Origin of the sequence: Ascidiaceihabitans donghaensis (assembly GCF_900302465.1) — a bacterium.
Classification (GTDB): domain Bacteria; phylum Pseudomonadota; class Alphaproteobacteria; order Rhodobacterales; family Rhodobacteraceae; genus Ascidiaceihabitans; species Ascidiaceihabitans donghaensis.
The window spans coordinates 3,075,162-3,096,911 of the sequence record NZ_OMOR01000001.1; the positions used below are offsets into that span (position 1 = coordinate 3,075,162).

Consider the following 21,750-nt stretch of genomic DNA (forward strand, 5'->3'; position numbering starts at 1 on the left):
TGTTTATCTGCGGTTCTCGCGTGATCTTTGCGTGTCACGTCAAACGTAAATCAGTGGCTTTGTCAAAGAAGTGGGCCAACTCAGGTTTGATCGCAAATCCCAGCATAGCGCCTTTGTCTGCCTGCGGCGGTTTTTCGGTTTTGGCGATAAACTCGACACCGGTCGCGGTGCGCAAATGAACCAAGGCATATTCGCCCAGATTTTCAACCAGCTCCAACGTGCCCTCCACGACAGCATCGGCACCGTCTGCCGGGGTCAGATTTTCGGGGCGCAGGCCCACTTGCACGTTGGGTGAAAGATCGTTGCCCAATACGGCACCCGCACCAGACGTCAAATCGCCTGTCCCAAAGAAGTTCATTTTCGGGCTGCCGATAAACTGCGCCACAAAGGCATTCGCAGGCCGTTCATAAAGATCAATGGGGCTGCCCACCTGTTCGATACGACCATCCCGCAGCACAACAATTTTGTCGGCCAATGTCATGGCTTCGACCTGATCGTGGGTGACATAGATCATCGTTGTCTTCAGGCGCTCATGCAGGCGTGCAATTTCCAGCCGGGTTTGCACGCGCAGGGCTGCATCCAGATTGGACAGGGGTTCGTCAAACAAAAAGACCTCTGGGTCACGCACAATCGCGCGGCCAATGGCGACCCTTTGACGTTGCCCCCCCGACAGGTTGCGCGGACTGCGTTCAAGGTAATCGGTGATCTGCAAAATCTCGGCGGCGGCTTTGACGCGTCGGTCAATTTCCGCAGGGGCCGTTTTGGCCTGCTTCAGCCCGAACGCCATGTTCTTGTACACGGTCATATGCGGGTAAAGTGCGTAGGTCTGGAACACCATCGCCACACCGCGCTTTGAGGCCGCCACGTCATTCACTTCCGTGTCGCCGATGGCCACAGACCCGCCAGAGATTTCCTCAAGACCCGCGATCATGCGCAGCAAGGTAGATTTCCCACAGCCCGAGGGGCCGACAAACACCACAAACTCACCGTCTTTTATGTCCAGATCGACGCCGTGCATCACTTGCGTGGCGCCGTAGCTTTTTTTTACATCGCGTAATGTCAGACCGGCCATGTTGCCTCCATTTCAGAAATTTCCTCGCGCAGTGTCGTGATGAACTGCGGATATTTGCGCGGCACGTCGCCCCAAAGCTGCGTGCTGGTTAAAAAGTCGTCCGAGCCAAGCAATGCTTCCAACTGCACCCAGCTTGGCTCAACATACTCGAACGGAATTTTACCGGCGGCCACGTGGCGTGCGAAAACATACCAGCTTGCAATACTTCGAATGGCAAACTTGGGCGTGGTCCCCGCGGCAAAGCATCCCTCTATGGTGGGGCGTATGAAAATCGGGAACTTTGCCATGCCATCAGCGCAAATGCGGGCCACGGTGTCACCAATAGCCTGATTGCCAAAGCGGCGGGCGATTTTTGCAAGGTAATCGTCTTTGGAAAAGGGCAGCGCCAGTGTCAGGGCCGGCAGCACCTCTTGGGTCTCGAAGTTCTGGAAATGGGCCTTCAAATGCGGCACGCGCATCGCCGCATCGAATGTGTCCACCCCTTCCAGAGCTGCCATGTAGGTCAGCGCCGTGTGCCCGCCGTTCAAGACACGAATTTTGGTTTCTTCAAAAGGGTCCACATCAGGCGTGACCGTCACCCCCACACAGCCCAGATCGGGCATGGGTGCGGTGGCGGTATCTTGCAAAACCCATTGGATAAAGTCTTCGGCCATGACCGGCGATACCACATCTTTGCCAACCAAAGCGGACAGTTCCGCGCCCAAGGTTACGGGGCTGCGCGGCGTGATCCGGTCCACCATAGAACACGGGAACGTCACATGCGCAGTCACCCAATCCGCCAAAGCCTGTTCAGTGCAAGCGCGCAGATAGGCGATCAGGTTGCGTTCCAGCATTTTGCCGTTCTGACGAATATTGTCACAGCATGCGATGGTCAAAGGGGCAGAGGTTGCCTTCATACGCTGCGACAGCGCAGCCCTTAGATATCCGTAGACTGACTGTGCGGCGTCACCCTTGATCTCGGCCTCAATTGTGGGGTCAGCCAGGTTCAAATCCCCCTTGGGATCGGTGTAATATCCGCTTTCGGTGACAGTAATCGTGACCAAATGCACGGAAGGGCGGGACAACAATGCCTCCGCTTCCGTCCGGCCTGTGCTCCAGTCTGCGAAATGCACGTGGCTGCGTACGCGTCGGACTTCTTCGTCACCGTCCGCCGAGATGGATTTAAGGAAGTAGCCGTCGTGGTCCACGAAATCCGTCTGCGCCAAACGCAACTGATCGGTTTCAGAGGCGCGCAAATTCACCGCAGCGATCCCCCAACGCATATCGCCCGATGCTTCCATGTAATCGTCCAGATAAACCGCTTGATGGGCACGGTGGAACGCACCGAAGCCAAGATGCACGATGCCGACGTCACAGGTAGAACGGTCGTATTTGGTGGCATAAATCGGGGCAAGCGTTGCGCTGTTCATGACGTCACCTTGGGTTGTGGCATAAGATCTTTGCGGGCTGTGTCACGGTATTCAGACGGCGTCATTCCCTTTACTTTCAGGAAGTGACGATTGAAGTTTGCAAGGTTTTTGAAACCGGCATTCTGGGCGATGGAAATGATCTGGTCGTCAGAGGCATAGAGCATCCCGCAGGCCTGCCCGATGCGGATACGGTTCAAAAAATCGACAAAACTGTGGCCCGTGGCCGCCTGAAAATTCCGGCTGAAAGTGGCTTCGGTCATACCTGCCATACTGGCAGCTTGCGTCACCGAAAACGTCTCGTGGAAGTTCTTGGTCGCAAAGTCCACGACGTCGGCGATACGTGCTTGTTTGCTGCCGCCTTCAGGTTGCACAATACGCGTCACGGACAGTGTCTTTTTCTCTGCGTGTTCGTTCAGACGCACAAGAAAGCGGATGAAGGCCAAAATACGCTCTGCGCCTTTGCTGTCGCGAATGGCTTCCATATGCCCGCGCGCAAAAGTCGGGTTAAATCCTTCAAACTGAATACCCGACTGCGCCAGATGCAAAAGTCTCAGAACCTGAGAAAACTCGGGAAAGCCCTCGGCCAGTTTTTCAACGCTTTCGTGGCTGAATTGCACAAGCATGTCGCGGGTTTGCACAGGCTCGGTCCAGACATGATCCGTGATCCAGTTGTGTGGCAAATTCGGCCCTGTCATGAACAAGTCACCGGCTTTGAAATCACCAATGTAATCCCCAACAAAGGCTTTGCCGCGCGTTTCAACGATCAGGTGCAATTCGTATTCTTCATGGGCATGCCAGCGGCATAAATCCGTAGGCCACCCATGTTGCAGATAGCGAATGGACCGGGTGCTGCGGTCCACCATTTCGATTTCAGGTTTGATAATGGACATCGCACTCTCTCACTTGACGGCCCCGAAGGTCAGACCCTGCACCAACTGTTTCTGGCAGAACCAACCCAGCACAACAATCGGACCAACGGCGGCTGTGGACACAGCAGCCAATCGACCAAAGAACAGCCCCTCGGGTGCGCGGTTCCCTTCAATCAGCTTGGACAGGGTGGCCGCGTCAATGGTGGTCAGGCGCACCGTCCAATAGGCTTCGTTCCAGCAGAAGATAAACGTCAAAAGCGCCGTCGAGGCCACGCCCCCCCAGGCCAACGGAATCAAGATGTCTTTGATTTCGCCCCAGGTGGTCACACCGTCCATCTTGGACGCCTCGATGATCTCTTTAGGGATCTCCTTGAAGTAGGTGAACAACATCCAGATCGCGATGGGCAAGTTGATCAGGCACAAGACCAGGATCACCAGAAAATGGGTGTCGAAAATCCCAAGGAAATTCTTGGTCAGAAACGTCATTGGATACAGCACAGCAGCGGCAGGCAGCATCTTGGTGGACAGCATCCACATCAGGATGTCTTTGGTGTGACGGCTGGGATTGAACGCCATCGCATAAGCTGACGGCACGCCGACGACCAAGGCGAACAATGTGGCAAATGTCGAGGTGATGACGGAATTGATCGCAAAGCGCCAATAGTCATAGTTTTCCGTCATATTGGTGTAGTTTTCCAACGTTGGCGTGAAGAAAAACAGGTGTTCCGGCTTCACTGCATCCGCATCCGTTTTGAAGCTGGTGAACACCAACCAGAAGATGGGAAAGAAGAAAATCAGCGCGACACCCCATGCCAGCACAGGCCATGCAAAGTTGCCGAATTTGGATCGTTCTGTAACAGCTGCCATGTTCTTATCCCTTAATCCATCAAGCTTTTGCCAACCATGCGCAGCAAGAAGATGGCGATGATATTGGCAAGGATGACGGCGAAGATGCCCGTGGCGCTTGCGGCACCGATGTTGTTGGATGAAAATTCGCCGATCAGGTACGGAAGGTTTTTGTTCCCGTTGCCGCGACTGACAATTTCAATTTCGGCATAAAGCGACAAGTGGAAGATCGACTGGATCATCACAACAATCGCGATGGGGCGCGCCAGATGTGGCACTGTCAGGTTGATGAATTGCGACCATGCCCCCGCACCGTCCAGTGTTGCGGCCTCTTTTTGCGACTCGTCCTCGGATTGCAGTGACGTCATGAAAATCAGGATCGCAAAAGGCGTCCATTGCCATGCCACCATCATGATAACGGCATAAGCCGACGTTTGCGTCGCCCGGAATGAAATCGGTTCGATCTCGGGCCAAAGCGAAAAGAACGCCCCAAGCACCGGAACATCACGTAGACCGTCAACCAGATTGTTCAAACCACCAACGGCAATCCCCTGCAAGCCAAGCACCGGATCAAGGATCATGTTGATCCACAAAACGGCATTCACTGCCGGCATCACGAAAAACGGCGAAATCAGCAGCACGCGCACAATGCCGCGCCCGGGGAAATTACGGTTGATCAAAACCGCAATAGCCAGCCCCAGAACCACGGTGATGATCAGAATACTGGTTACGATAAAAACCGAATTCTGGATCGCGAACCAAAAATCTTTAGCGTTGAGCACATATTCATAATTGCCAAAGCCACGCCAGTTGCTCAGGGCAGGTTTTGTCCATTCGGGGCGGCGCAAACTGTTCAAGACATATCGAATGAATGAAAAATACAGCGTCATGCTGAGTGGGACCAACATCCAGATCAACAACAAGATGACGGCGGGTGTTTGAAGCAAACGGGGAATCGTTCTGTCGGACATAACGGTTTCAAAGCCTTTGCTGGACAAAGATGCGGTGGGTGATGGCATGATACAGCTTTTCAAGAACGCAGATTATCGCTGGCGCACCTGAAAAACAGTATGGGGCGAGAGGTCCGGCGACACTTTGGCCGGACCTCTGCACGTTTTAAAGAGAGTTAGTAGTAACCCGCTTCCGACATGATTGCGTCAGCAGCTGCTTGTGCAGCTTCCAAGGCTTCATCGACGGATTTCGCACCTGACAACGCAGCTGCCATTTCTTGCGCAACCGCAGACCCGACTTCCGGGAACTCGGGGATCGCGGCAAACTGAACACCTACGTATGGCTTGATGTCTGTGGCTTCTGGGGCCGCAGATTCAATGGCTGCCATTTCAGCAGCAGCGAAAGGTGCTGCGGCTTGGAATTCAGGGATCGCATATGTGGATGCGCGTGTGCCTGTTGGCACTTTGCCCCATCCAAAGTCAGGGTGGTTGCCCACGGCTTTGATATAATCTTTGGACGTGGCCCATTCGATGAACGCTTGGGATTCAGCAGCATTCGGGGAACCGGCTGGAACCGCCATCGCCCATGCCCACAACCAGTTCGCGCCCACTGGGTTACCAGCGTTCGGTGACTGAGCGTATGCAACGCCGTCAACTGTCAGGAAAGATGCCGCGATTGTGGCGTCGATCCACATGCCGCATTTGCCTTCGTTGTACAAAGCCAAGATCTCGTTGAAGGAGTTGCCTTCGGATCCGGGAGGGCCGTAGTTGCCCAGCAGATCAACGTAGAAGTTGATCGCCGCTTTCCATTCGTCGGAATCAAGCGTTGGTTTGAAATCTGCGTCGAACCATGCACCGCCAAAGGAGTTCACAACGGTCGTGATGAACGCCATGTTGTCGCCCCAGCCCGGCTTGCCGCGCAAGCAGGCCCCGTAAACGCCATTGTCCGGGTCGTGGATTGCAGCGGCTGCCGCTTTCACGTTGTCCCAGCTGTCGTTGTCGGCGATGTTCACGCCTGCAGCATCTGTCAGGTCCTTGCGGTACATGACCATGGAAGATTCACCATAAAATGGTGCGGCATACAATGTGCCTTCGTGGGACAAGCCGTTGCGCATCGCTGGCAGCATGTCGTCAACGTCATAGTCTGCGCCGAAGTTCAGTGGCTCGATCCAGCCTGCCGCACCCCAGATCGGTGCTTCTTGCATACCGATGTTGATGATGTCGTACTGGCCGCCACCGGTTGCTGTGTCGGATGTGACCTGCTCGCGCAGAACGCCTTCTTCCAGCGACACCCAGTTCAGCTTTACGCCCGTTTCTTCGGTGTAGGCTTCAGCCACTTTTTGCATGTTGATCATGTGACCGTTGTTCACGATCGCAATCGTAAGTTCCTTGGCGTGGCCATCGGCCAACGCAAAAGATGCACCAGCGATACCAAGCGTCAAGCCAAGCGCAGTGTTACGAAGAGATTTCATAGATTTCCTCCCAGAAATGACAGAATCGTTTTTTGTCTGTCCTACAAGAGTGATAGATTAACCCGGTCCACTCTAATACAAATCTATCAAAATGGCGTACAAATGCATCAAATATCCCGCAAAAACGGGGCATCGTTGTGCATTTATCAGTGGCCTGTTTCGATGACGGCCGCCTAGACGACGTCTACATCTTATCCAAAATACGCAAAAGGCGGACAGGACTGCCCGCCTTTTGTGATTGTTTGATAAGGCAAAAAACCGATCAAACGAAACGGTTGACGATGTTTTCCAAAATTTCTTGCTTGCCGGACCGCGGGGCAGGATCGATGCCCGTTGACGCGACCCGCTCTGCGATACTTGAAAAGTCGCTGGCCAGCATAGCTTTGGCGTCGGATGTGTCCCAACCCGCATAGCGATCTTGCCGCATGGCTTCCAAGGTGCCGTCTTCCGTCATGGCCACTGCCGCTTTGAAACCACGCGCACAAATGTCCATTGCACCGGCATGCGCTGCAATCAGATCTTGCGCATCCAAAGATTGACGGCGCAGCTTTGCGTCAAAGTTTGTGCCCCCCGTTGTGAAGCCACCCGCTTTGATGACCTCATAGTAAGCCAAAGCCACTTCGGGTGTGTTGTTGGGGAACTGATCCGTATCCCACCCCGATTGATAGTCATTCCGGTTCATGTCGATTGACCCAAAAATGCCCAGACTGCTGGCAAGCGCCAATTCGTGTTCAAACGAGTGTCCGGCAAGAATTGCGTGCCCTTGCTCGATGTTCATTTGCACTTCGTCTTCCAGCCCGTAGTCTTTCAAGAAGCCATATACGGTCGCCACATCATAATCATACTGGTGCTTTGATGGCTCTTGCGGCTTTGGCTCAACAAGGATGGCGCCCTTGAAACCGATCTTGTGTTTGTATTCGACAGCCATCTGCAAAAAACGCCCGGCGTTCTGGCGTTCGCGCTTCATGTCCGTGTTCAGAAGCGTTTCATACCCTTCACGCCCCCCCCACAACACATAGTTCTGGCCATCCAGCTTATGCGTTGCGTCCATACACGCCTTGACCGTGGCAGCAGACCACGCAAAGACATCAGGATCAGGGTTCGTGGCCGCTCCAGACATAAACCGGCGATGGCTGAACATGTTGGCGGTCCCCCACAGCAATTTCGTTTTTGCCCCGTCCATTTTTGCGCCAAGGTAATCAATGATTTCCTCAAAGTTGCGCAGACTTTCGGCAAAGCTATCCCCTTCGGGACGGATATCGGCATCATGCCAACAAAAGAACGGCACATTGAGCAGATCAAACATTTCAAAGGCCACATCCGCCTTCATACGCGCCAAATCCATGGTATTCCCAAACCAGGGGCGCTCGAATGTTTCTCCGCCAAACGGATCACCGCCCGGCCACGCAAACGAATGCCAATAGGCCACGGCGAAACGCAAATGCTCCTCCATCCGTTTGCCCATCACGATCTCGTCTGGGTTATAGTGCCTAAAGGCCAGATCGGTGCTGCTGGGGTCATAGCGCAGCGGCGTTATACCTTTGAAAAATTCAGTCATGGGAAGTGTCTTTCATCATTGCCAAAGTGGGGTCCGCAGGAAGGTTATCGCGGACATATATAGTGGGAACCAAATCAGGAGCCGGAAGCGGCGAACGCCCGTCGATCAATGCCTTTAAAACGCTAAGTGCCCTGTTCACTTCCACATCTGGTCCCTGATCAATCACCAGATCGATATGGCCGTGTTGCAAGGCGTGGCATGTGTCCGGCATCAATTCATGCGTCACACAAAACGGGCGGTGGGCTTCGTTAAGCTGCGCCATTGCGTCTATCAGGCCACCGTTGCCGGCACCGATGTTGTAAAGCGCCGTGATACCGCACGACCCGTCGACCACCTGTTCTACTTCGGCTTTCACGACAGTTGGGTCATCGCAGGTCATCACAGGATCATTCACAGCAAGATTTGGGAAATCCCGTCGTATTACCTCGTAAAAGCCTGCCAGACGATCAGCGTGGTCATGGGCCTCTGTTGATCCGGCTAGGATGTGGATACGCCCCGATTGCCCGCCATGCGACACTCCGACAAGACGGGCGGCCGTGCGCCCCGCGGCGACATTATCGATGCCAATATAGGCCGAGCGCAGATGCTTGGGCAGGTCAGACACCAAGCCAATGATGTGAACGCCCTGCTCCACCAAGCGCTCTATCGGGGCTTCCAGTTCAGTGCTTTGCAGCCCGACGACAGCAACGCCATCGAAACCCTGATCAGCAATCGCGCTCAAACAAGATTTCAGACCGCCAACGGCAAAGGCATCGACACCGATAGCCGTTGCGCTGATCTGATCCTTTGCAAGATGGGCCGACAGCCCATGCAGATGACTGCGGATACGATCGTAGAACGCATTCGGTCCGTTCGGAAGCAGGAAAGCAAGCCGGTAAATCCGCTTGCGCGACAGGTTGGCGGCGGCAACATTGCGCACATAACCCAAAGCAACCATCGCATCACGGACCTTGCGAGTGGATTTTTCCGCGACATTCCCGCGCTTATTAATAACGCGATCAGCAGTTGCATAGCTGACACCCGCGGAGTGCGCCACGTCACTTAACGTCGGGTTCTTCATGCCACCTCCATCGCAGTTACTGTGGTGCGGCATTTGCTACTGCTAGAAATGATATACGTCAATCATATTTTGACATACGTCAATCAATTCTAGCATTGATAGAACTTTGCTTTTTGGGGGGCGTCGAGTTCACGACAAGATGCCGCACTGCAGTCGGCGCTTTGATGCGTATTTGTCTTGCTTTCTGCAGCTTATGGCCCTAACCAGCGGGTGCTACGTTACCACTATCGTTTATTCTGCTCCTAAAGGCTCAGTCTTGCGATCTTGCACTGACCACGCCGACCTGCCGCATTCCGCGGGCAGTATTTTAAGGAGAAACACGATGGCTAATGGCACCGTGAAATGGTTCAACTCTACTAAAGGCTTCGGCTTTATCGCACCTGACGAAGGTGGCAAAGACGTGTTTGTACACATCTCTGCTGTTGAGCGCGCAGGCCTCACAGGCTTGGCAGACAACCAAAAAGTCACATTCGACATCGAAGCTGGCCGCGACAACCGCGAAAGCGCGACAAACATCGCATTGGCGTAAGCTGATCCGGCAGCCGACTTTACGTCGGCGCCAACCAAGAATTCAAAGGCGCACGGTTCTCTGTGCGCCTTTTGCGTTTTGTGCTGGGTGATCAGTGCGCCTATATATCCCTGCGCCAAACGATCCATTGGCAGTTGATTTTCAATGCAAATTACGAATGCCCGCTTTTGACTTGGTCGCTTTGCCATGGGGTTTCAACAAATCGTAACCGAATCGAACTAGACAGATACAACACCATCTGATGCTGTAGCAGATCCGCGATCGTTCTATGGATTCAGTGATCTTTGAGACGATTGAGGTTATTATGAAAAACCCTATCCGTAACATCGCTATTGGCGTGAAATTGCCCATTGCGATCGCATGTTCGGTAGCAATCACGGTCATCGCACTGACGATCGTTAGTGTCACTGCAGCGCGCGGTATCATTGCCAATTCTGTGGAAGAAAAGCTGGAATCAATTGCAATGATGCAGGCCGACCGGGTGAATGACCTGTTTGGCTCAATTGAACGTGACATCAGACTTCAATCGGCCACCCCGCTTATCGCCCAAGCGCTTGTTGCCTTTACCGACGGTTTCGAAAGTCTCGGGGAAGATGCATATGAAACTCTGACACGTGTTTATATCCACGAAAATGAGAATCCGACCGGTCAAAAAGATCTGTTGGTGAAAGCCGACACTCAATCAAGCTACGGGTTTATGCACAGCATTTACCATCCCGTTCTGGACAATCTGCAGAATGAAATGGGCTATTATGATGTGTTCCTTTTCGATGTGAAAGGAAACCTAGTCTACAGCGTGTTTAAAGAAACCGATTTTGCGACCAACTTTGTCGACGGCATGTGGAAGGATACCGGGTTGGCCACAGCCTTCTCCAAAGCGTTGGAGCGGACACCAGACCAGGAAACCGTGTATGTAGACTTCTCCAGATACGGGCCCTCACACTCTGTTGCTGCCGCATTCATGTCGCGCCCTGTTGTTGACCAAAACGGTATTCTCGTCGGTGTATTAGCGTATCAAATGCCAGTTGCGGCTTTGAATCAGGCTGCAGGCGATCTGCAAGGCCTTGGCGCGACTGCGGATGGGTTCCTGATTGGAGATGATCACCTTTTGCGTTCTAGCTCAATTCAAACAAACGAAACCGACATTCTCGAACTGGCGCACAACGGTGAAATCATTACACGCGGGCTGACGGGTCAAGGTGGTGGTTTTTCCGATACCGGATTTAACAGCCAGGGCGTGATGGGTTATTTTAACCCAATCGAATTTCTCGGCACCAAAATGGTCGCGATCGTGCAGCAAGACACAAAAGAGCTTTTTGCCGGAGTTGGGCCTTTGGTATTCAAAATCTTGCTGTTTTCACTCGCAATTTTTTTAACAGTATTGATGGCCGCAATCATGTTTTCGCGCAGCATTTCAGTGCCGATCAAAAATCTAACAAATTCTGTAAAAGACGTAGCAGCTGGGAATTTGCAAACCAATGTGCCTGAGACAACACGCGGCGATGAGATAGGCAGCCTTGCCAGAGCAACTGAAGTTTTTCGACAGAATGCACTCAAGATTGACGCATTAAACGCAGAGCAAACCCGTGCGAACACGAAGATGGAACAACTCAACACTGAACGTGAATCTGCCGCTCAAAGAGAAGCGCTTTTGGCTTCTGAAAAAATTGAAGCCGACAAATCCGCAGCAGCAGAACGTCAGGAAATGGTGGAAATTTTAGGGCAATCCATCGGCCAAGTTGTCACCGAAGCCATTGCCGGCAATTTTTCCAAACGCATCGAAGCGCAGTTTGACGATCAAACACTGGTTGCGCTGTCAAACGACATCAATGCCTTGATGCAGGCCGTGGACAGTGGCTTAACAGAAACAGGCCGGTTGCTGGAGCGTGTCGCTCAAGGTGATTTTTCCCAACGAATGACAGGCCGATTTGATGGTGCTTTCGCTGATTTGCAGCGAAATGTGAATGACATGATAGATGCTTTGACCTCACTGATCGTCGATATTGCCGACACAGGAGAGACACTGGCAATTTCTTCTTCCGAAATGCAAGAAACAGCACAAGCGCTATCCCAACGCGCCGAAGACAATGCTGCATCCGTTGAAGAAACATCGTCCGCACTTGAACACTTGTCATCATCCGTCCGACAGGTACGAGACAACGTCCATGAAGCAAGCGCAGATGCAACAGAAGCCCGGAAAACTGCAGCCTCAAGCGAAAAGATCGCTGCAGAAGCGGTATCTTCGATGGACCGCATCGCAGAAGGATCGCGGGAAATCACCCGTGTGGTTGCTGTCATCAATGAAATCGCCTTTCAAATTAACCTTCTTGCGTTGAACGCCGGTGTCGAAGCCGCAAGAGCAGGCGAGGCAGGACGAGGTTTTTCCGTTGTTGCATCCGAAGTAAGAGCTTTGGCACAACGCGCCAGCGAAGCAGCTACTGAAATCGAGGGTGTCATTTCAGCAAGCGACATCGCCGTAACAGATGGCGTTTCCAAAGTAGGAAGTGCGCGAAATCTGCTTGAACACATTGCAGCACGAGTCGTTGCGATCTCTGATCGTGTCGAAGTCGTTACGGCCGCTGTATCGGAGCAATCCAAGGGAATTGATGAAATTTCCACCGCGGCGATTGCAATAGAACAAAACACTCAAAAGCAAGCGGCCTCTTTGGAAGAAGTTACGGCTTCCACCTTGGAATTGGCAAGCCAGTCTCGTGACTTGAAAAAATCGACAGCACGCTTTCAAATTGAAGCCCCAAATCACAATCAGAACAATCGGAAAGCGGGTTAACCCCCGCGCAAGAACCCGTTGTAACATCGGGTTGCGCACGGACGACCAAGTAACTTGCCTATCCAAACGACGTAATTTTGGTCAGATTACACTTAGGCTGCCAAAATGTTCAAAGACCGTTTTTGGATCATCCAGACGGTTTTACGCTGGCGCCAAAATACCCTGCAAATATCCATATTTTACGTGCTCATTGCACGAGAACCCATCTCGGCGCACCTGTGGTAAAACTGCTAGGACCGCTTCCAGAGTTTCGACTGCTCAGGCTGTAAATAATTCGAACACGTAGCCATTGTGGTTAGCAGCTACAACCATTTCCAGTAGAAACACACACAAGATGTTGTGTGAAGAAAAGCAGTCCACAGGCCTTGGCATGTCAGGACGGTACTCACCGCCAAGCGGCTAATACCTTTCCAGCGCCCTTCGACACATCACGTCTTTACCAAGAAGTACACGAATGCACCCGCAGTTTCACCATCTCATCCAGCGCAACGCCTTGAACATCAAAAGCGTTCATTACCAAATCATACACTTATGGATCCAGAAAATACGATTATTGCGACTATGATCAAACTGCATCAGGTTCTCTTGCACTGTGACCGCAAAAAAACTGTACAGAGAACTATTATTCACATTGCCTTAGATCGAGAACTTGGAAAAGGTCAGCGACGTTGCGACTTAGATCATTATTGCCACCAGGTTCAAAAAGACTTTGACGACGAAAAATCCGAATTATTGAAATCTAAGCTATTGAAATCAAATGGCTAATAGAACCAAACCAGTTCCAGTTTTTCTCGGCAGATTTATTTGAAGTCAGATAAACCCTTCGTTCAAAAACAGGTGCTGAGGGTACAGTAAACATCGAACCGTCTGACACAGCATCCGCCACCATTCGAAGCGGTACATAAGCCGAACCGCCTGCGCGTAATAGATGCTGTAGCCCCATGGTGGCCGTACCAAAACTTAACCGCGGGCTCACTGCATTTGTAAATGCGGACGCATGATCGCGACCAAAGTCCTGGCCTCCTTCCACAAAAACATAACCTGCATCCCCACGCCCAAGGCTGTCATGGTGCGTTGCGACCAACGTTAACTGATCGGGCTTCAATTCTATCTGACTTTGGCGTGGAGAAATTGCAGCACGGTAAGTGAAAGCAATGTCTGACCGTCCAGACCCAAGCCATTCAGCAACGTCAGACTGGCTGCCCAACCAGACTGAAATCGCCGTCGCCGGATATCTGTTTTGCAAATTGACAAAAAATCTTTCTCCCAATCCGGGCCACAAATCCGTTTCACACGCCAAATTGCACACGCCCGACAGCTCTTCTGGCAGCGACGCCTCTTGCTGTGCCTGTCGCCAAAGTTCGGAAATCGTGTCCGCATACCGCAAAAGGCGCATGCCAGCCGCCGTCAAGGTTGCACCCGATTTGCTGCGGTTGATTAGGGTTTGACCAACTGTGTCCTCAAGGGTTTTCAGACGTGCAGTCACAGTCGACTGGGTCACATTCAACGCCTCCGATGCTCGGACGAGGCTGCCGGTTTCGACAATAGACAGGAAAGTTCTGAGCTCGGACAAATTCATACATAGATAATTCGAATATTTCAAACTTACTGTCAAATAACTTTCAATATCATATATCGAAGTTTCACATTATCCTCTCCTCAACAGGAGAAACGCTTGATGCAATCTACATCCAGTCAAGAATTCATTGCGGCCATGCGCACCGTTGCAAGCAGTGTCAGCGTTGTGACGACAGATGGCGACGCGGGTCGTTACGGCGCCACAGTGTCAGCCTTTTGTTCGGTGTCGGCCAATCCGCCAACAGTTCTGGTTTGCCTCAATGCAGCATCGACAATTACGGCAAAAGTCCAAGACAATCGTGCGTTTTGTGTAAACGTCTTGCCCGATCATGCATCATACATCGCAGACCGATTTGCAGGGCGACATGACACGTTTGTCCAAGACCGATTTGAAGGGATGGACGTCACGGGGCCAGATTTTGGACCTGTCCATGGCCTCGCTGGCGCCACGTCCTTGCAATGTCAGCTGACGCAAGCAGTCCTGGAAGGCACCCACCTTATCTGCATCGGGCGCGTCACCCAAATCGCTTTGGGATCAGAAATGCCTTTGACGTATTTGGCCGGTCAGTACCAAACCTCAGTCCCCACAAAGGCGGCAATGCCATGACAGCACACTACCAAATGTTAATCGACGGGCAATGGGTCGATGCATCCGATGACGCCCGTTTTGACAGCTTCAATCCGGCAACCGGCCAGAAATGGGCAACGATTCCCGAAGCGACAGAACAAGATGTCGACGCCGCTGTTCGCGCCGCAGACAGGGCGCTGGACGGCCCATGGGGACAGATGACACCGACGATGCGCGGCAAATGTTTGCGCCGATTGGGGGATTTGTTGTCGGAAAATTCCGAAGCGATCGGACGCATTGAAACCGTCGATACAGGAAAGCTGTTTAAAGAAACCGCGTGGCAAGCCACTTACATAGCTGAATTTTTCCAATTTTATGCAGGCGCTGCCGATAAAATCCACGGCGAAACGCTGCCCATCGACAAGCCCGACATGTTTGTTTTCACTGACCGCGAACCTATCGGCGTCGTGGCCGCTGTCATACCATGGAACAGCCAGATGTTCCTAAGTGCCGTCAAAATTGGCCCTGCTTTGGCGGCAGGCAACACAATCGTATTGAAAGCGTCCGAACACGCCTCTGCGCCATTGTTAGAGTTTGGAAAACTGGTGTCTGAAGCCGGTATTCCTGACGGTGTCATTAACATCGTGACCGGCCATGCCGCCCCCTGCGGTCAAACCCTGACCACCCATCCGCTGGTGTCCAAAATCGCCTTCACAGGGGGGCCCGATGCGGCACGCCACATTGTGCGCAATGCTGCGGAAAACTTCGCCGAAGTGTCGCTGGAACTGGGCGGTAAGTCCCCGTTTATCGTCTTTGAAGACGCGAATTTGGACAGTGCGGTCAATGGATCGGTGGCCGGAATTTTCGGAGCTACGGGGCAAAGCTGCGTCGCGGGCTCCAGGCTATATGTGCATGAGGACATCGCGGAAGCGTTCTTGGAACGCCTCGTGTCCATTGCCCAAGGCATCCGCATTGGCGACCCGCAAGCTGAAGATACGGAAATGGGGCCGCTGTGCACCCAAGGTCAGCTTGACCACATTGACACCCAAGTCGCTTTGGCCGTGCAGGAAGGTGGCACTGTGTTGACGGGCGGCAAGCGGGCTGATGTGCAAGGGTTGTACTATGAACCCACCCTTATTTCTTGCCCGAGACAGGACATGACGATCGTCGACACCGAACTTTTTGGGCCTGTTCTGTCCGTACAAACTTTTAAAACCGAAGATGAAGTTCTGGCCTTGGCCAACGACAGCAAACACGGGTTGGCCGCAGGAATTTTCACCAAGGACAGTGCGCGTGCCTTGCGCATGTCAAAACGTGTGAAGGCCGGCATCGTATGGGTCAACACATACCGCGCCATCAGCCCCGTTGCGGCCTTTGGTGGCGTCAAAAATTCCGGTTACGGCCGCGAAGCCGGGATGCAGGCTGTTTACGCCTACACCCGCCCAAAAACCGTCTGGATGAACCTGTCCGACGCCCCAATCGCCAACCCCTTCAAAATGAGCTAGCCCCATGAAATTCCATCTCGCAATCAACTTGGAACGTATGGATGACGCCACCGACATTCGTGCCGTACGTGACCACACGCTTAAAATGGTACAGCAGGCCGACGCCGCTGGGTTTGAAATTGCGTGGGCCGCTGAGCACCATGCGCTCGAAATGACCATCGCCCCGAACCCTTTCCAATTGATGACGTGGTGGGCGGATCACACCGACACCATTCGTGTGGGCTGCGGCGTTGCGAACGCGGCGTATTGGCATCCTATCAATCTGGCTGGCGAAGCTGCGATGGTCGATGTTCTGTCCGGCGGGCGGTTAGAGCTGGGACTGGGATCCGGGGCCTATCAACGCGAATTTGATCGTATGAAACCCGGTCTCGATCAACGCGACAGCTACAAATACATGCAAGAAATGTTGCCGCTGGTGCGCGAATTGTGGCAAGGCGACGTCACACACAATGGCACGCACTGGCAATTCCCTGCAGCAACGTCCTGCCCCAAACCTTTGCAAGACAAAGTGCCGATGTGGGTTGCCGCACGTTCGCCAATCACCTTCGATTACGCGGTCGAAAACGACTGCAACATCATGTGTTGGCCTTTGGCGATGCCCATGGACGAGGCCGTCAAATACCGTGCCCAATTGGACGAAAGCATTGCAAAAGCAGGGGGTTGGAACGGCACTTTCGCACTTATGCGCCACACCGCTGTCTACGACAACGACGCCGATCGTGCCACAACCATAGATGCCATTCGCGCGGCCTTGGGACGATTCGGCAATGTCATGATCAAAAAGGGCGAGGTTGTGAATGGCTTTCCAGAACAGGTGGCACTCGCCGATCTGGATGGCAACGCCCGCGTCGACCCATCGATGCTGGAAGAAAACCTGATGTTCGGCTCGCCCGCGCAAGTCATCGAGAAACTGAAAGCCTACGAAGCCCTTGGCGTGGATGCTTTCATTTATTACGCCTCGATGGGGCTTGATATGGATGTGCAACAGCGATCCATGGACCTATTCATCAACGAAGTTATGCCGGAGTTTACCTGATGCCCGCTGAAATTCGCCGTACAATCCTGAATGTGCAAGACACCTACATCGAAGGTTGGAAAGCCGTAGAGACCCCAACCAAATTGATTGCTGCCATGGCGATTATCAAGAACCCGTGGTTCGGGCGCGGTCATGTTGAAAACCTGCGCCCCGAAATTCGGGACGTCGGCCCCGAAGTGGGTGCTTTGTTGACAAAAATGATATTGGACGTGGCAGGGGATGGCGTTGAAGGCTACGGCAAAGCGTCGGTTGTAGGCATGGGCGGTGAACTGGAACACGCCCAGGCTTTGACCCACACGCTGTGGTTTGGCAACAAGTACCGCGAAGCTGTCAACGCACAATCCTATTTGGTGTTTTCCAACACCCGCGGTGCGGCGGGTACATCCCTGATGATACCTTTGATGCACAAGGATGACGGTGGAAAGAGGTCTCATTACCAGACCATTCATGTCAGTGTTCAAGACGCCCCTGCCGAAGATGAAATCATCATGGCCCTTGGGGCATCCATTGGTGGTCATCCCAACCACCGCATCGGCAATCGCTATGAAGACCTGAAGGAGATGGGCCACGACGTGGACAATCCCGCCGGTGTCTGATGCATGTGCCCCTGATGGCACAGCCTATGACCTGACAGGCCCGGTGGATGCGCCTTGTGTCGTTTTGATACACGGGCTGGGCTTGTCGCGCGCACTATGGGACACGCACCTGACAGCTTTGGCGGAATTTCGCGTGCTGCGTTATGATTTATACGGCCATGGCGGCAGCGCACCCAGCGCTGAGACGACCAGTCTTGCTGTCTATGCACGGCAGCTGGCTGGTCTTATGCAGCATTTGGACATAAACGCTGGCCATATTGTCGGCTTTTCCATTGGCGGCATGATCAACCGACGCTTCGCTTTGGACTTCCCGCAGATGGCGCAGTCTTTGATCATTATGAATTCTCCCCATAATCGCGGTGCGCAAGCACAAAAAGCCGTCGAAGACCGCGCAATTGCCGCCCGCAACCAAGGCGCTTTTGCGACTTTTGATGCAGCCGTAGCGCGGTGGTTCACGCCTGATCATCAAAAACACGGGGCGGGACCGGTTCTGGTGCGGGACTGGCGCACCCAAGTTGATGACGAAAGCTATGCGCAGACCTCTTGGGTTCTGGCGCATGGCGTGCGTGAATTAATCGATCCCGATCCAGCGATCACACACCCCACTTTGGTTATGACGTGTGAAAACGATGTGGGGTCAACACCCGCCATGACCCATGCAATCACAGAAGAGATCGCAAACGCAACCTGCGTTATTGTACCCGAATACAAACACTTAGGCCTGATTGAAGACCCGGACGCTTTCACGCGCCCGATACTGAATTTTCTGAACACCCTAGATTGACAAGCCGCTTGGCCCGCCTCAGGTTGCGCGAATGATTGGCCACATCCTGACCCTTAAACAACTCGAGGCGCTTATCTGGGTCGCCGACTTGGGCAGTTTTCGCAAAGCAGCCAAACACCTGAACACCACGCAGCCCAACATCTCGACCCGCATTGCAGGGCTGGAAAAGACCCTTGGCGTGATCTTGATGGAACGCGATGCGGGCTCTGTGCGCCTCACCGACAAAGGGCGCGACATTCTGCATGCCGCACGCGCAACATTGCGACAAGCCGAACATCTGGTCGAAGTGGCCGAACGCCCCGACCTGATCCATGACCGCTTGCGATTGGGTGTGACAGAACTGGTCGCGTGCACATGGCTGCACAGCTATCTGCGCCGCATCAAAGAAACCTACCCTTCGGTTTTTGTGGAATTGACCGTGGACCTGTCGCGCAATCTGGACAGGGCATTGGCATCCAACCGGCTGGACATCGCGATCATGAATGCGCCATTTACGGCCCCTGTTGACGGCATGATAGAATTGGGGCGCTTCGGATATACGTGGACGGCAAGCCCGAATGTCGCGGCCGAACTGCAAGGGCCCTGCACGATCAAGGACCTGCTGCCATACTCGATCTTGACCCATGCACGCCACACGTTGCCTTTTATCGAGCTGACCGAAGAGGCCACACGCATGGGGCTGCAAACGGCGCGTATTGTGCCCTCCAATTCCATGACGTCCTGTGTGCAAATGGTTGCTGACGGCATGGGGGTTGCCCTGTTGCCACGTGTTCTGGTCGAACGTGAAATCGCCCAGCGCCGCCTTGTTCAACTCGATGTCAACTGGACGCCAAATGCGTTGCGGTTTGCAGCACGGTATCAAACAGAAAAAATGACGGTGTTCATGAACAATGCCGCCGAAATGGCAAAGGATGTTCTGGTCGCTTACCAAGCTGACCGATCTTCGCTTTGATGATAGATTTTTACTATCATATATATTTGAAATAAAAATTTGCAGCTATGCAAGGAACAGCTCATTCTGATCATGACAGCATATGGACGGATCAGATGGCACAACATTCTACTCGGCTTGGCGTCGACATCGGCGGCACTTTTACAGATGTGGTTCTGGAAACTGGCGGGGCGTCGTTTTCGACCAAAGTTCTGACCACCTATGCCGCCCCTGAAAACGCGATCATCGACGGGATGCATCAGGTTTGCGCGAAAGCCGGTATCACCCCGTCGCAGATCAACCAGATCATTCACGGCACAACATTGGCGACAAATGCCCTGATCGAACGCCGCGGCGCCAAAACCGCGTTGATCACCACCGAAGGCTTCCGCGATGTGATCGAAATGCGCACTGAATCGCGCTTTGAACAATATGACCTAAACCTGAACCTGCCCGATCCCCTGTTGCCCCGCTATATGCGGTACACTGTGCCCGGACGGGTAGATGCGACTGGCGCTGTGCTAAAGCCGTTGACCCGCGCCGACATTGAACCTGTCGTCGACCAGATCAAGGCGGCAGGCTATGACAGTGTCGCGGTCGGGCTGATCCATTCCTACCTGAACGACAGCCACGAGACACTGGTGCGTGACGTGTTGGCCGAAAAGCTGCCCGATGTGATGGTGTCCCTGTCCAGCGAAGTGTCACCGCAAATGCGTGAATACGAACGCTTCAACACCGTTGTCGCCAACGCCTATATCAAACCTTTGATGAAGTCCTATCTGGGCCGCCTCGAAGGCCGTTTGCAAGACGAAGGCGTGGGCTGCAACATCTTCTTGATGCATTCCGGCGGCGGGATCATTTCCATCGAAAGCGCCGCCGAATTCCCCGTGCGTCTGGTCGAATCCGGCCCTGCAGGCGGTGCGGTTTTTGCGGCACATATCGCTGCGCGTTACGGGTTGGACAAAGTATTAAGTTTCGACATGGGCGGCACAACAGCCAAGATTTGCCTGATTAAAAACCAAACCCCGAAAACATCGCGTGTTTTTGAAGTCGCCCGCACCTACCGCTTCAAAAAAGGCTCCGGCATGCCGATTTCCATTCCTGTTATCGACATGGTCGAAATCGGTGCAGGTGGTGGCAGTCTGGCGCATGTTGATGCGATGCGCCAAATCCGTGTTGGGCCGGAAAGCGCAGGCTCTGAACCCGGCCCTGCATGTTACGGGCGCGGCGGTAAACGTCCTGCTGTAACGGATGCCGATCTGGTTCTGGGCAAGCTTGATGCAGACAACTTTGCCGGTGGATCAATTGTTCTGGATGCAGGCAGTTCCAAAAATGCCCTGACAACCCATCTGGGCGATGCATTGGATATGGATGCGGCAACATCAGCTTTCGGTTTGGCCGAAGTTGTAGATGAAAACATGGCCAACGCAGCACGGGTACACGCCGTGGAAAATGGCGAAGACCTCAGCGATTACACCATGATTGCCTTTGGCGGGGCAGCGCCCTTGCATGCGGGCCGCTTGTGCGAAAAACTGGGTGTCGAGCGCCTGTTGGTGCCACCCGGAGCGGGGGTTGGGTCTGCCATCGGATTTTTGCGTGCGCCCTTCAGCTTTGAAGCAAATAGATCGGTTTACATGACGCTGGACGCGTTTGATCCGGACAAAATCACAGCCCTTTTGGGGGATTTGAAAACCGAAGCCACGGGATTTGTGCGCAACTGTGATGCGCAGGCCGAAATCCTGTCCGAATTCAAAGTCTACATGCGCTACGCAGGGCAAGGTTGGGAAATTCCGATCATGTTAACCGAAGCACAAGCCATGGCGCCCGATGCCGAGACCTTCAAGGCCCGCTTCACCGAAGACTACGTCAAGCTGTTTGGCCGCGCCGTTGAGGGCATGAACATCGAAATCACCGTGTGGTCCGTCAACGCCACCACGCGCCCCGAGGCCGTTTCCCCCATCGCCCAAAGTGACGTGGGCACAGCCGCGCCTGTCGACGCTCACCGCCGCCTGTTCGATCCGGCAAAGGCCGACTGCATGCAGGCAGACGTTGTGCTGCGCGACCAGATGCAGTCGGGCCAGACCGCGCAAGGCCCCGCCGCCATCACAGAAGACGAAACCACGATCATTGTGCCCGCATCACGCATCGCGCTGCGCCAGCCTGATGGCTGCATCGACTTGCGCGTGAAAGGATAAACCC

18 protein-coding genes are annotated in these 21,750 nt (G+C 53.5%); 9 read left to right on the forward strand and 9 right to left on the reverse strand.

Annotated features, from left to right (window positions below; all coding sequences use genetic code 11):
- Positions 1–34: 34 nt before the first annotated feature.
- From ASD8599_RS15265 to ASD8599_RS15300, 8 genes are all read right to left on the reverse strand, one after another.
- Positions 35–1,072 (reverse strand): ABC transporter ATP-binding protein, encoded by a 1,038-nt coding sequence (locus ASD8599_RS15265; RefSeq protein WP_108829326.1) that lies wholly within the window; start codon positions 1,070–1,072, stop codon positions 35–37.
- Positions 1,060–2,481, reverse strand: coding sequence for a mannitol dehydrogenase family protein (locus ASD8599_RS15270; RefSeq protein ID WP_108829327.1), 1,422 nt, complete (start codon positions 2,479–2,481; stop codon positions 1,060–1,062). The genes ASD8599_RS15265 and ASD8599_RS15270 overlap by 13 nt, the downstream gene beginning before the upstream one ends.
- Positions 2,478–3,371 carry a helix-turn-helix domain-containing protein gene (locus tag ASD8599_RS15275; RefSeq protein ID WP_108829328.1) on the reverse strand — a complete coding sequence of 298 codons (894 nt, stop codon included), beginning with the start codon at positions 3,369–3,371 and terminating at the stop codon, positions 2,478–2,480. The genes ASD8599_RS15270 and ASD8599_RS15275 overlap by 4 nt, the downstream gene beginning before the upstream one ends.
- Before the next feature lie 9 nt (positions 3,372–3,380).
- A complete protein-coding gene (locus ASD8599_RS15280) occupies positions 3,381–4,217 on the reverse strand; it encodes a carbohydrate ABC transporter permease (RefSeq protein ID WP_108829329.1) in 837 nt (278 codons plus the stop codon).
- Between the two features lie 11 nt (positions 4,218–4,228).
- Positions 4,229–5,167, reverse strand: coding sequence for a carbohydrate ABC transporter permease (locus tag ASD8599_RS15285; protein ID WP_108830221.1), 939 nt, complete (start codon positions 5,165–5,167; stop codon positions 4,229–4,231).
- Between the two features lie 155 nt (positions 5,168–5,322).
- The gene (locus ASD8599_RS15290; protein WP_108829330.1) at positions 5,323–6,618 is read right to left on the reverse strand and encodes an ABC transporter substrate-binding protein; all 1,296 of its coding nucleotides are present in this window, start codon (positions 6,616–6,618) and stop codon (positions 5,323–5,325) included.
- A gap of 262 nt (positions 6,619–6,880) precedes the next feature.
- Entirely contained in the window at positions 6,881–8,176 is a 1,296-nt protein-coding gene (gene xylA, locus ASD8599_RS15295; RefSeq protein ID WP_108829331.1) for a xylose isomerase, read from the reverse strand.
- A complete protein-coding gene (locus tag ASD8599_RS15300) occupies positions 8,169–9,236 on the reverse strand; it encodes a LacI family DNA-binding transcriptional regulator (protein WP_181364507.1) in 1,068 nt (355 codons plus the stop codon). The genes xylA and ASD8599_RS15300 overlap by 8 nt, the downstream gene beginning before the upstream one ends.
- 322 nt (positions 9,237–9,558) lie before the next feature.
- Here ASD8599_RS15300 and ASD8599_RS15305 point away from each other — a divergent pair, with 322 nt between their 5' ends.
- Together ASD8599_RS15305 and ASD8599_RS15310 are read left to right on the forward strand one after the other, a co-directional pair.
- Positions 9,559–9,765 (forward strand): cold-shock protein, encoded by a 207-nt coding sequence (locus ASD8599_RS15305; protein ID WP_108829333.1) that lies wholly within the window; start codon positions 9,559–9,561, stop codon positions 9,763–9,765.
- 304 nt (positions 9,766–10,069) lie between these two features.
- A complete protein-coding gene (locus ASD8599_RS15310; RefSeq protein WP_181364508.1) occupies positions 10,070–12,553 on the forward strand; it encodes a methyl-accepting chemotaxis protein in 2,484 nt (827 codons plus the stop codon).
- A 739-nt stretch (positions 12,554–13,292) separates the two neighbouring features.
- Here ASD8599_RS15310 and ASD8599_RS15315 read toward each other — a convergent pair.
- Positions 13,293–14,132: a LysR family transcriptional regulator gene (locus ASD8599_RS15315; protein WP_108829335.1), complete on the reverse strand. Its 840-nt coding sequence runs from the start codon at positions 14,130–14,132 to the stop codon at positions 13,293–13,295.
- A 99-nt stretch (positions 14,133–14,231) separates the two neighbouring features.
- On the opposite strand from ASD8599_RS15315, the gene ASD8599_RS15320 reads away from it, so the two are divergent.
- The 7 genes from ASD8599_RS15320 to ASD8599_RS15350 all read left to right on the forward strand — a co-directional run bounded on the left by ASD8599_RS15320 (position 14,232) and on the right by ASD8599_RS15350 (position 21,746).
- Positions 14,232–14,738, forward strand: coding sequence for a flavin reductase family protein (locus tag ASD8599_RS15320; RefSeq protein ID WP_108829336.1), 507 nt, complete (start codon positions 14,232–14,234; stop codon positions 14,736–14,738).
- Positions 14,735–16,204, forward strand: a complete 1,470-nt coding sequence (locus ASD8599_RS15325; protein ID WP_181364510.1) for an aldehyde dehydrogenase — start codon at positions 14,735–14,737, stop codon at positions 16,202–16,204. The genes ASD8599_RS15320 and ASD8599_RS15325 overlap by 4 nt, the downstream gene beginning before the upstream one ends.
- A gap of 4 nt (positions 16,205–16,208) precedes the next feature.
- The gene (locus tag ASD8599_RS15330; protein ID WP_108829337.1) at positions 16,209–17,240 is read left to right on the forward strand and encodes an LLM class flavin-dependent oxidoreductase; all 1,032 of its coding nucleotides are present in this window, start codon (positions 16,209–16,211) and stop codon (positions 17,238–17,240) included.
- Positions 17,240–17,836, forward strand: coding sequence for an amino acid synthesis family protein (locus tag ASD8599_RS15335; RefSeq protein ID WP_108829338.1), 597 nt, complete (start codon positions 17,240–17,242; stop codon positions 17,834–17,836). Before ASD8599_RS15330 ends, ASD8599_RS15335 begins: the two co-directional genes overlap by 1 nt.
- On the forward strand, positions 17,829–18,620 hold the full coding sequence (locus ASD8599_RS15340) for an alpha/beta fold hydrolase (RefSeq protein WP_181364511.1): 792 nt from the start codon (positions 17,829–17,831) through the stop codon (positions 18,618–18,620). The genes ASD8599_RS15335 and ASD8599_RS15340 overlap by 8 nt, the downstream gene beginning before the upstream one ends.
- Positions 18,621–18,651: 31 nt before the next feature.
- Positions 18,652–19,572 (forward strand): LysR family transcriptional regulator, encoded by a 921-nt coding sequence (locus ASD8599_RS15345; protein ID WP_108829340.1) that lies wholly within the window; start codon positions 18,652–18,654, stop codon positions 19,570–19,572.
- Positions 19,573–19,667: 95 nt separating this feature from the next.
- On the forward strand, positions 19,668–21,746 hold the full coding sequence (locus tag ASD8599_RS15350; protein ID WP_108829341.1) for a hydantoinase/oxoprolinase family protein: 2,079 nt from the start codon (positions 19,668–19,670) through the stop codon (positions 21,744–21,746).
- Positions 21,747–21,750: the final 4 nt, after the last annotated feature.

What these genes read in the sequence shown, in the direction of transcription:
- ASD8599_RS15265 (WP_108829326.1), bottom strand. Translation starts at nt 1,072, where the DNA reads ATGGCCGGTCTGACATTACGCGATGTAAAAAAAAGCTACGGCGCCACG.
- ASD8599_RS15270 (WP_108829327.1), bottom strand. Translation starts at nt 2,481, where the DNA reads ATGAACAGCGCAACGCTTGCCCCGATTTATGCCACCAAATACGACCGT.
- ASD8599_RS15275 (WP_108829328.1), bottom strand. Translation starts at nt 3,371, where the DNA reads ATGTCCATTATCAAACCTGAAATCGAAATGGTGGACCGCAGCACCCGG.
- ASD8599_RS15280 (WP_108829329.1), bottom strand. Translation starts at nt 4,217, where the DNA reads ATGGCAGCTGTTACAGAACGATCCAAATTCGGCAACTTTGCATGGCCT.
- ASD8599_RS15285 (WP_108830221.1), bottom strand. Translation starts at nt 5,167, where the DNA reads ATGTCCGACAGAACGATTCCCCGTTTGCTTCAAACACCCGCCGTCATC.
- ASD8599_RS15290 (WP_108829330.1), bottom strand. Translation starts at nt 6,618, where the DNA reads ATGAAATCTCTTCGTAACACTGCGCTTGGCTTGACGCTTGGTATCGCT.
- xylA (WP_108829331.1), bottom strand. Translation starts at nt 8,176, where the DNA reads ATGACTGAATTTTTCAAAGGTATAACGCCGCTGCGCTATGACCCCAGC.
- ASD8599_RS15300 (WP_181364507.1), bottom strand. Translation starts at nt 9,236, where the DNA reads ATGAAGAACCCGACGTTAAGTGACGTGGCGCACTCCGCGGGTGTCAGC.
- ASD8599_RS15305 (WP_108829333.1), top strand. Translation starts at nt 9,559, where the DNA reads ATGGCTAATGGCACCGTGAAATGGTTCAACTCTACTAAAGGCTTCGGC.
- ASD8599_RS15310 (WP_181364508.1), top strand. Translation starts at nt 10,070, where the DNA reads ATGAAAAACCCTATCCGTAACATCGCTATTGGCGTGAAATTGCCCATT.
- ASD8599_RS15315 (WP_108829335.1), bottom strand. Translation starts at nt 14,132, where the DNA reads ATGAATTTGTCCGAGCTCAGAACTTTCCTGTCTATTGTCGAAACCGGC.
- ASD8599_RS15320 (WP_108829336.1), top strand. Translation starts at nt 14,232, where the DNA reads ATGCAATCTACATCCAGTCAAGAATTCATTGCGGCCATGCGCACCGTT.
- ASD8599_RS15325 (WP_181364510.1), top strand. Translation starts at nt 14,735, where the DNA reads ATGACAGCACACTACCAAATGTTAATCGACGGGCAATGGGTCGATGCA.
- ASD8599_RS15330 (WP_108829337.1), top strand. Translation starts at nt 16,209, where the DNA reads ATGAAATTCCATCTCGCAATCAACTTGGAACGTATGGATGACGCCACC.
- ASD8599_RS15335 (WP_108829338.1), top strand. Translation starts at nt 17,240, where the DNA reads ATGCCCGCTGAAATTCGCCGTACAATCCTGAATGTGCAAGACACCTAC.
- ASD8599_RS15345 (WP_108829340.1), top strand. Translation starts at nt 18,652, where the DNA reads ATGATTGGCCACATCCTGACCCTTAAACAACTCGAGGCGCTTATCTGG.
- ASD8599_RS15350 (WP_108829341.1), top strand. Translation starts at nt 19,668, where the DNA reads ATGGCACAACATTCTACTCGGCTTGGCGTCGACATCGGCGGCACTTTT.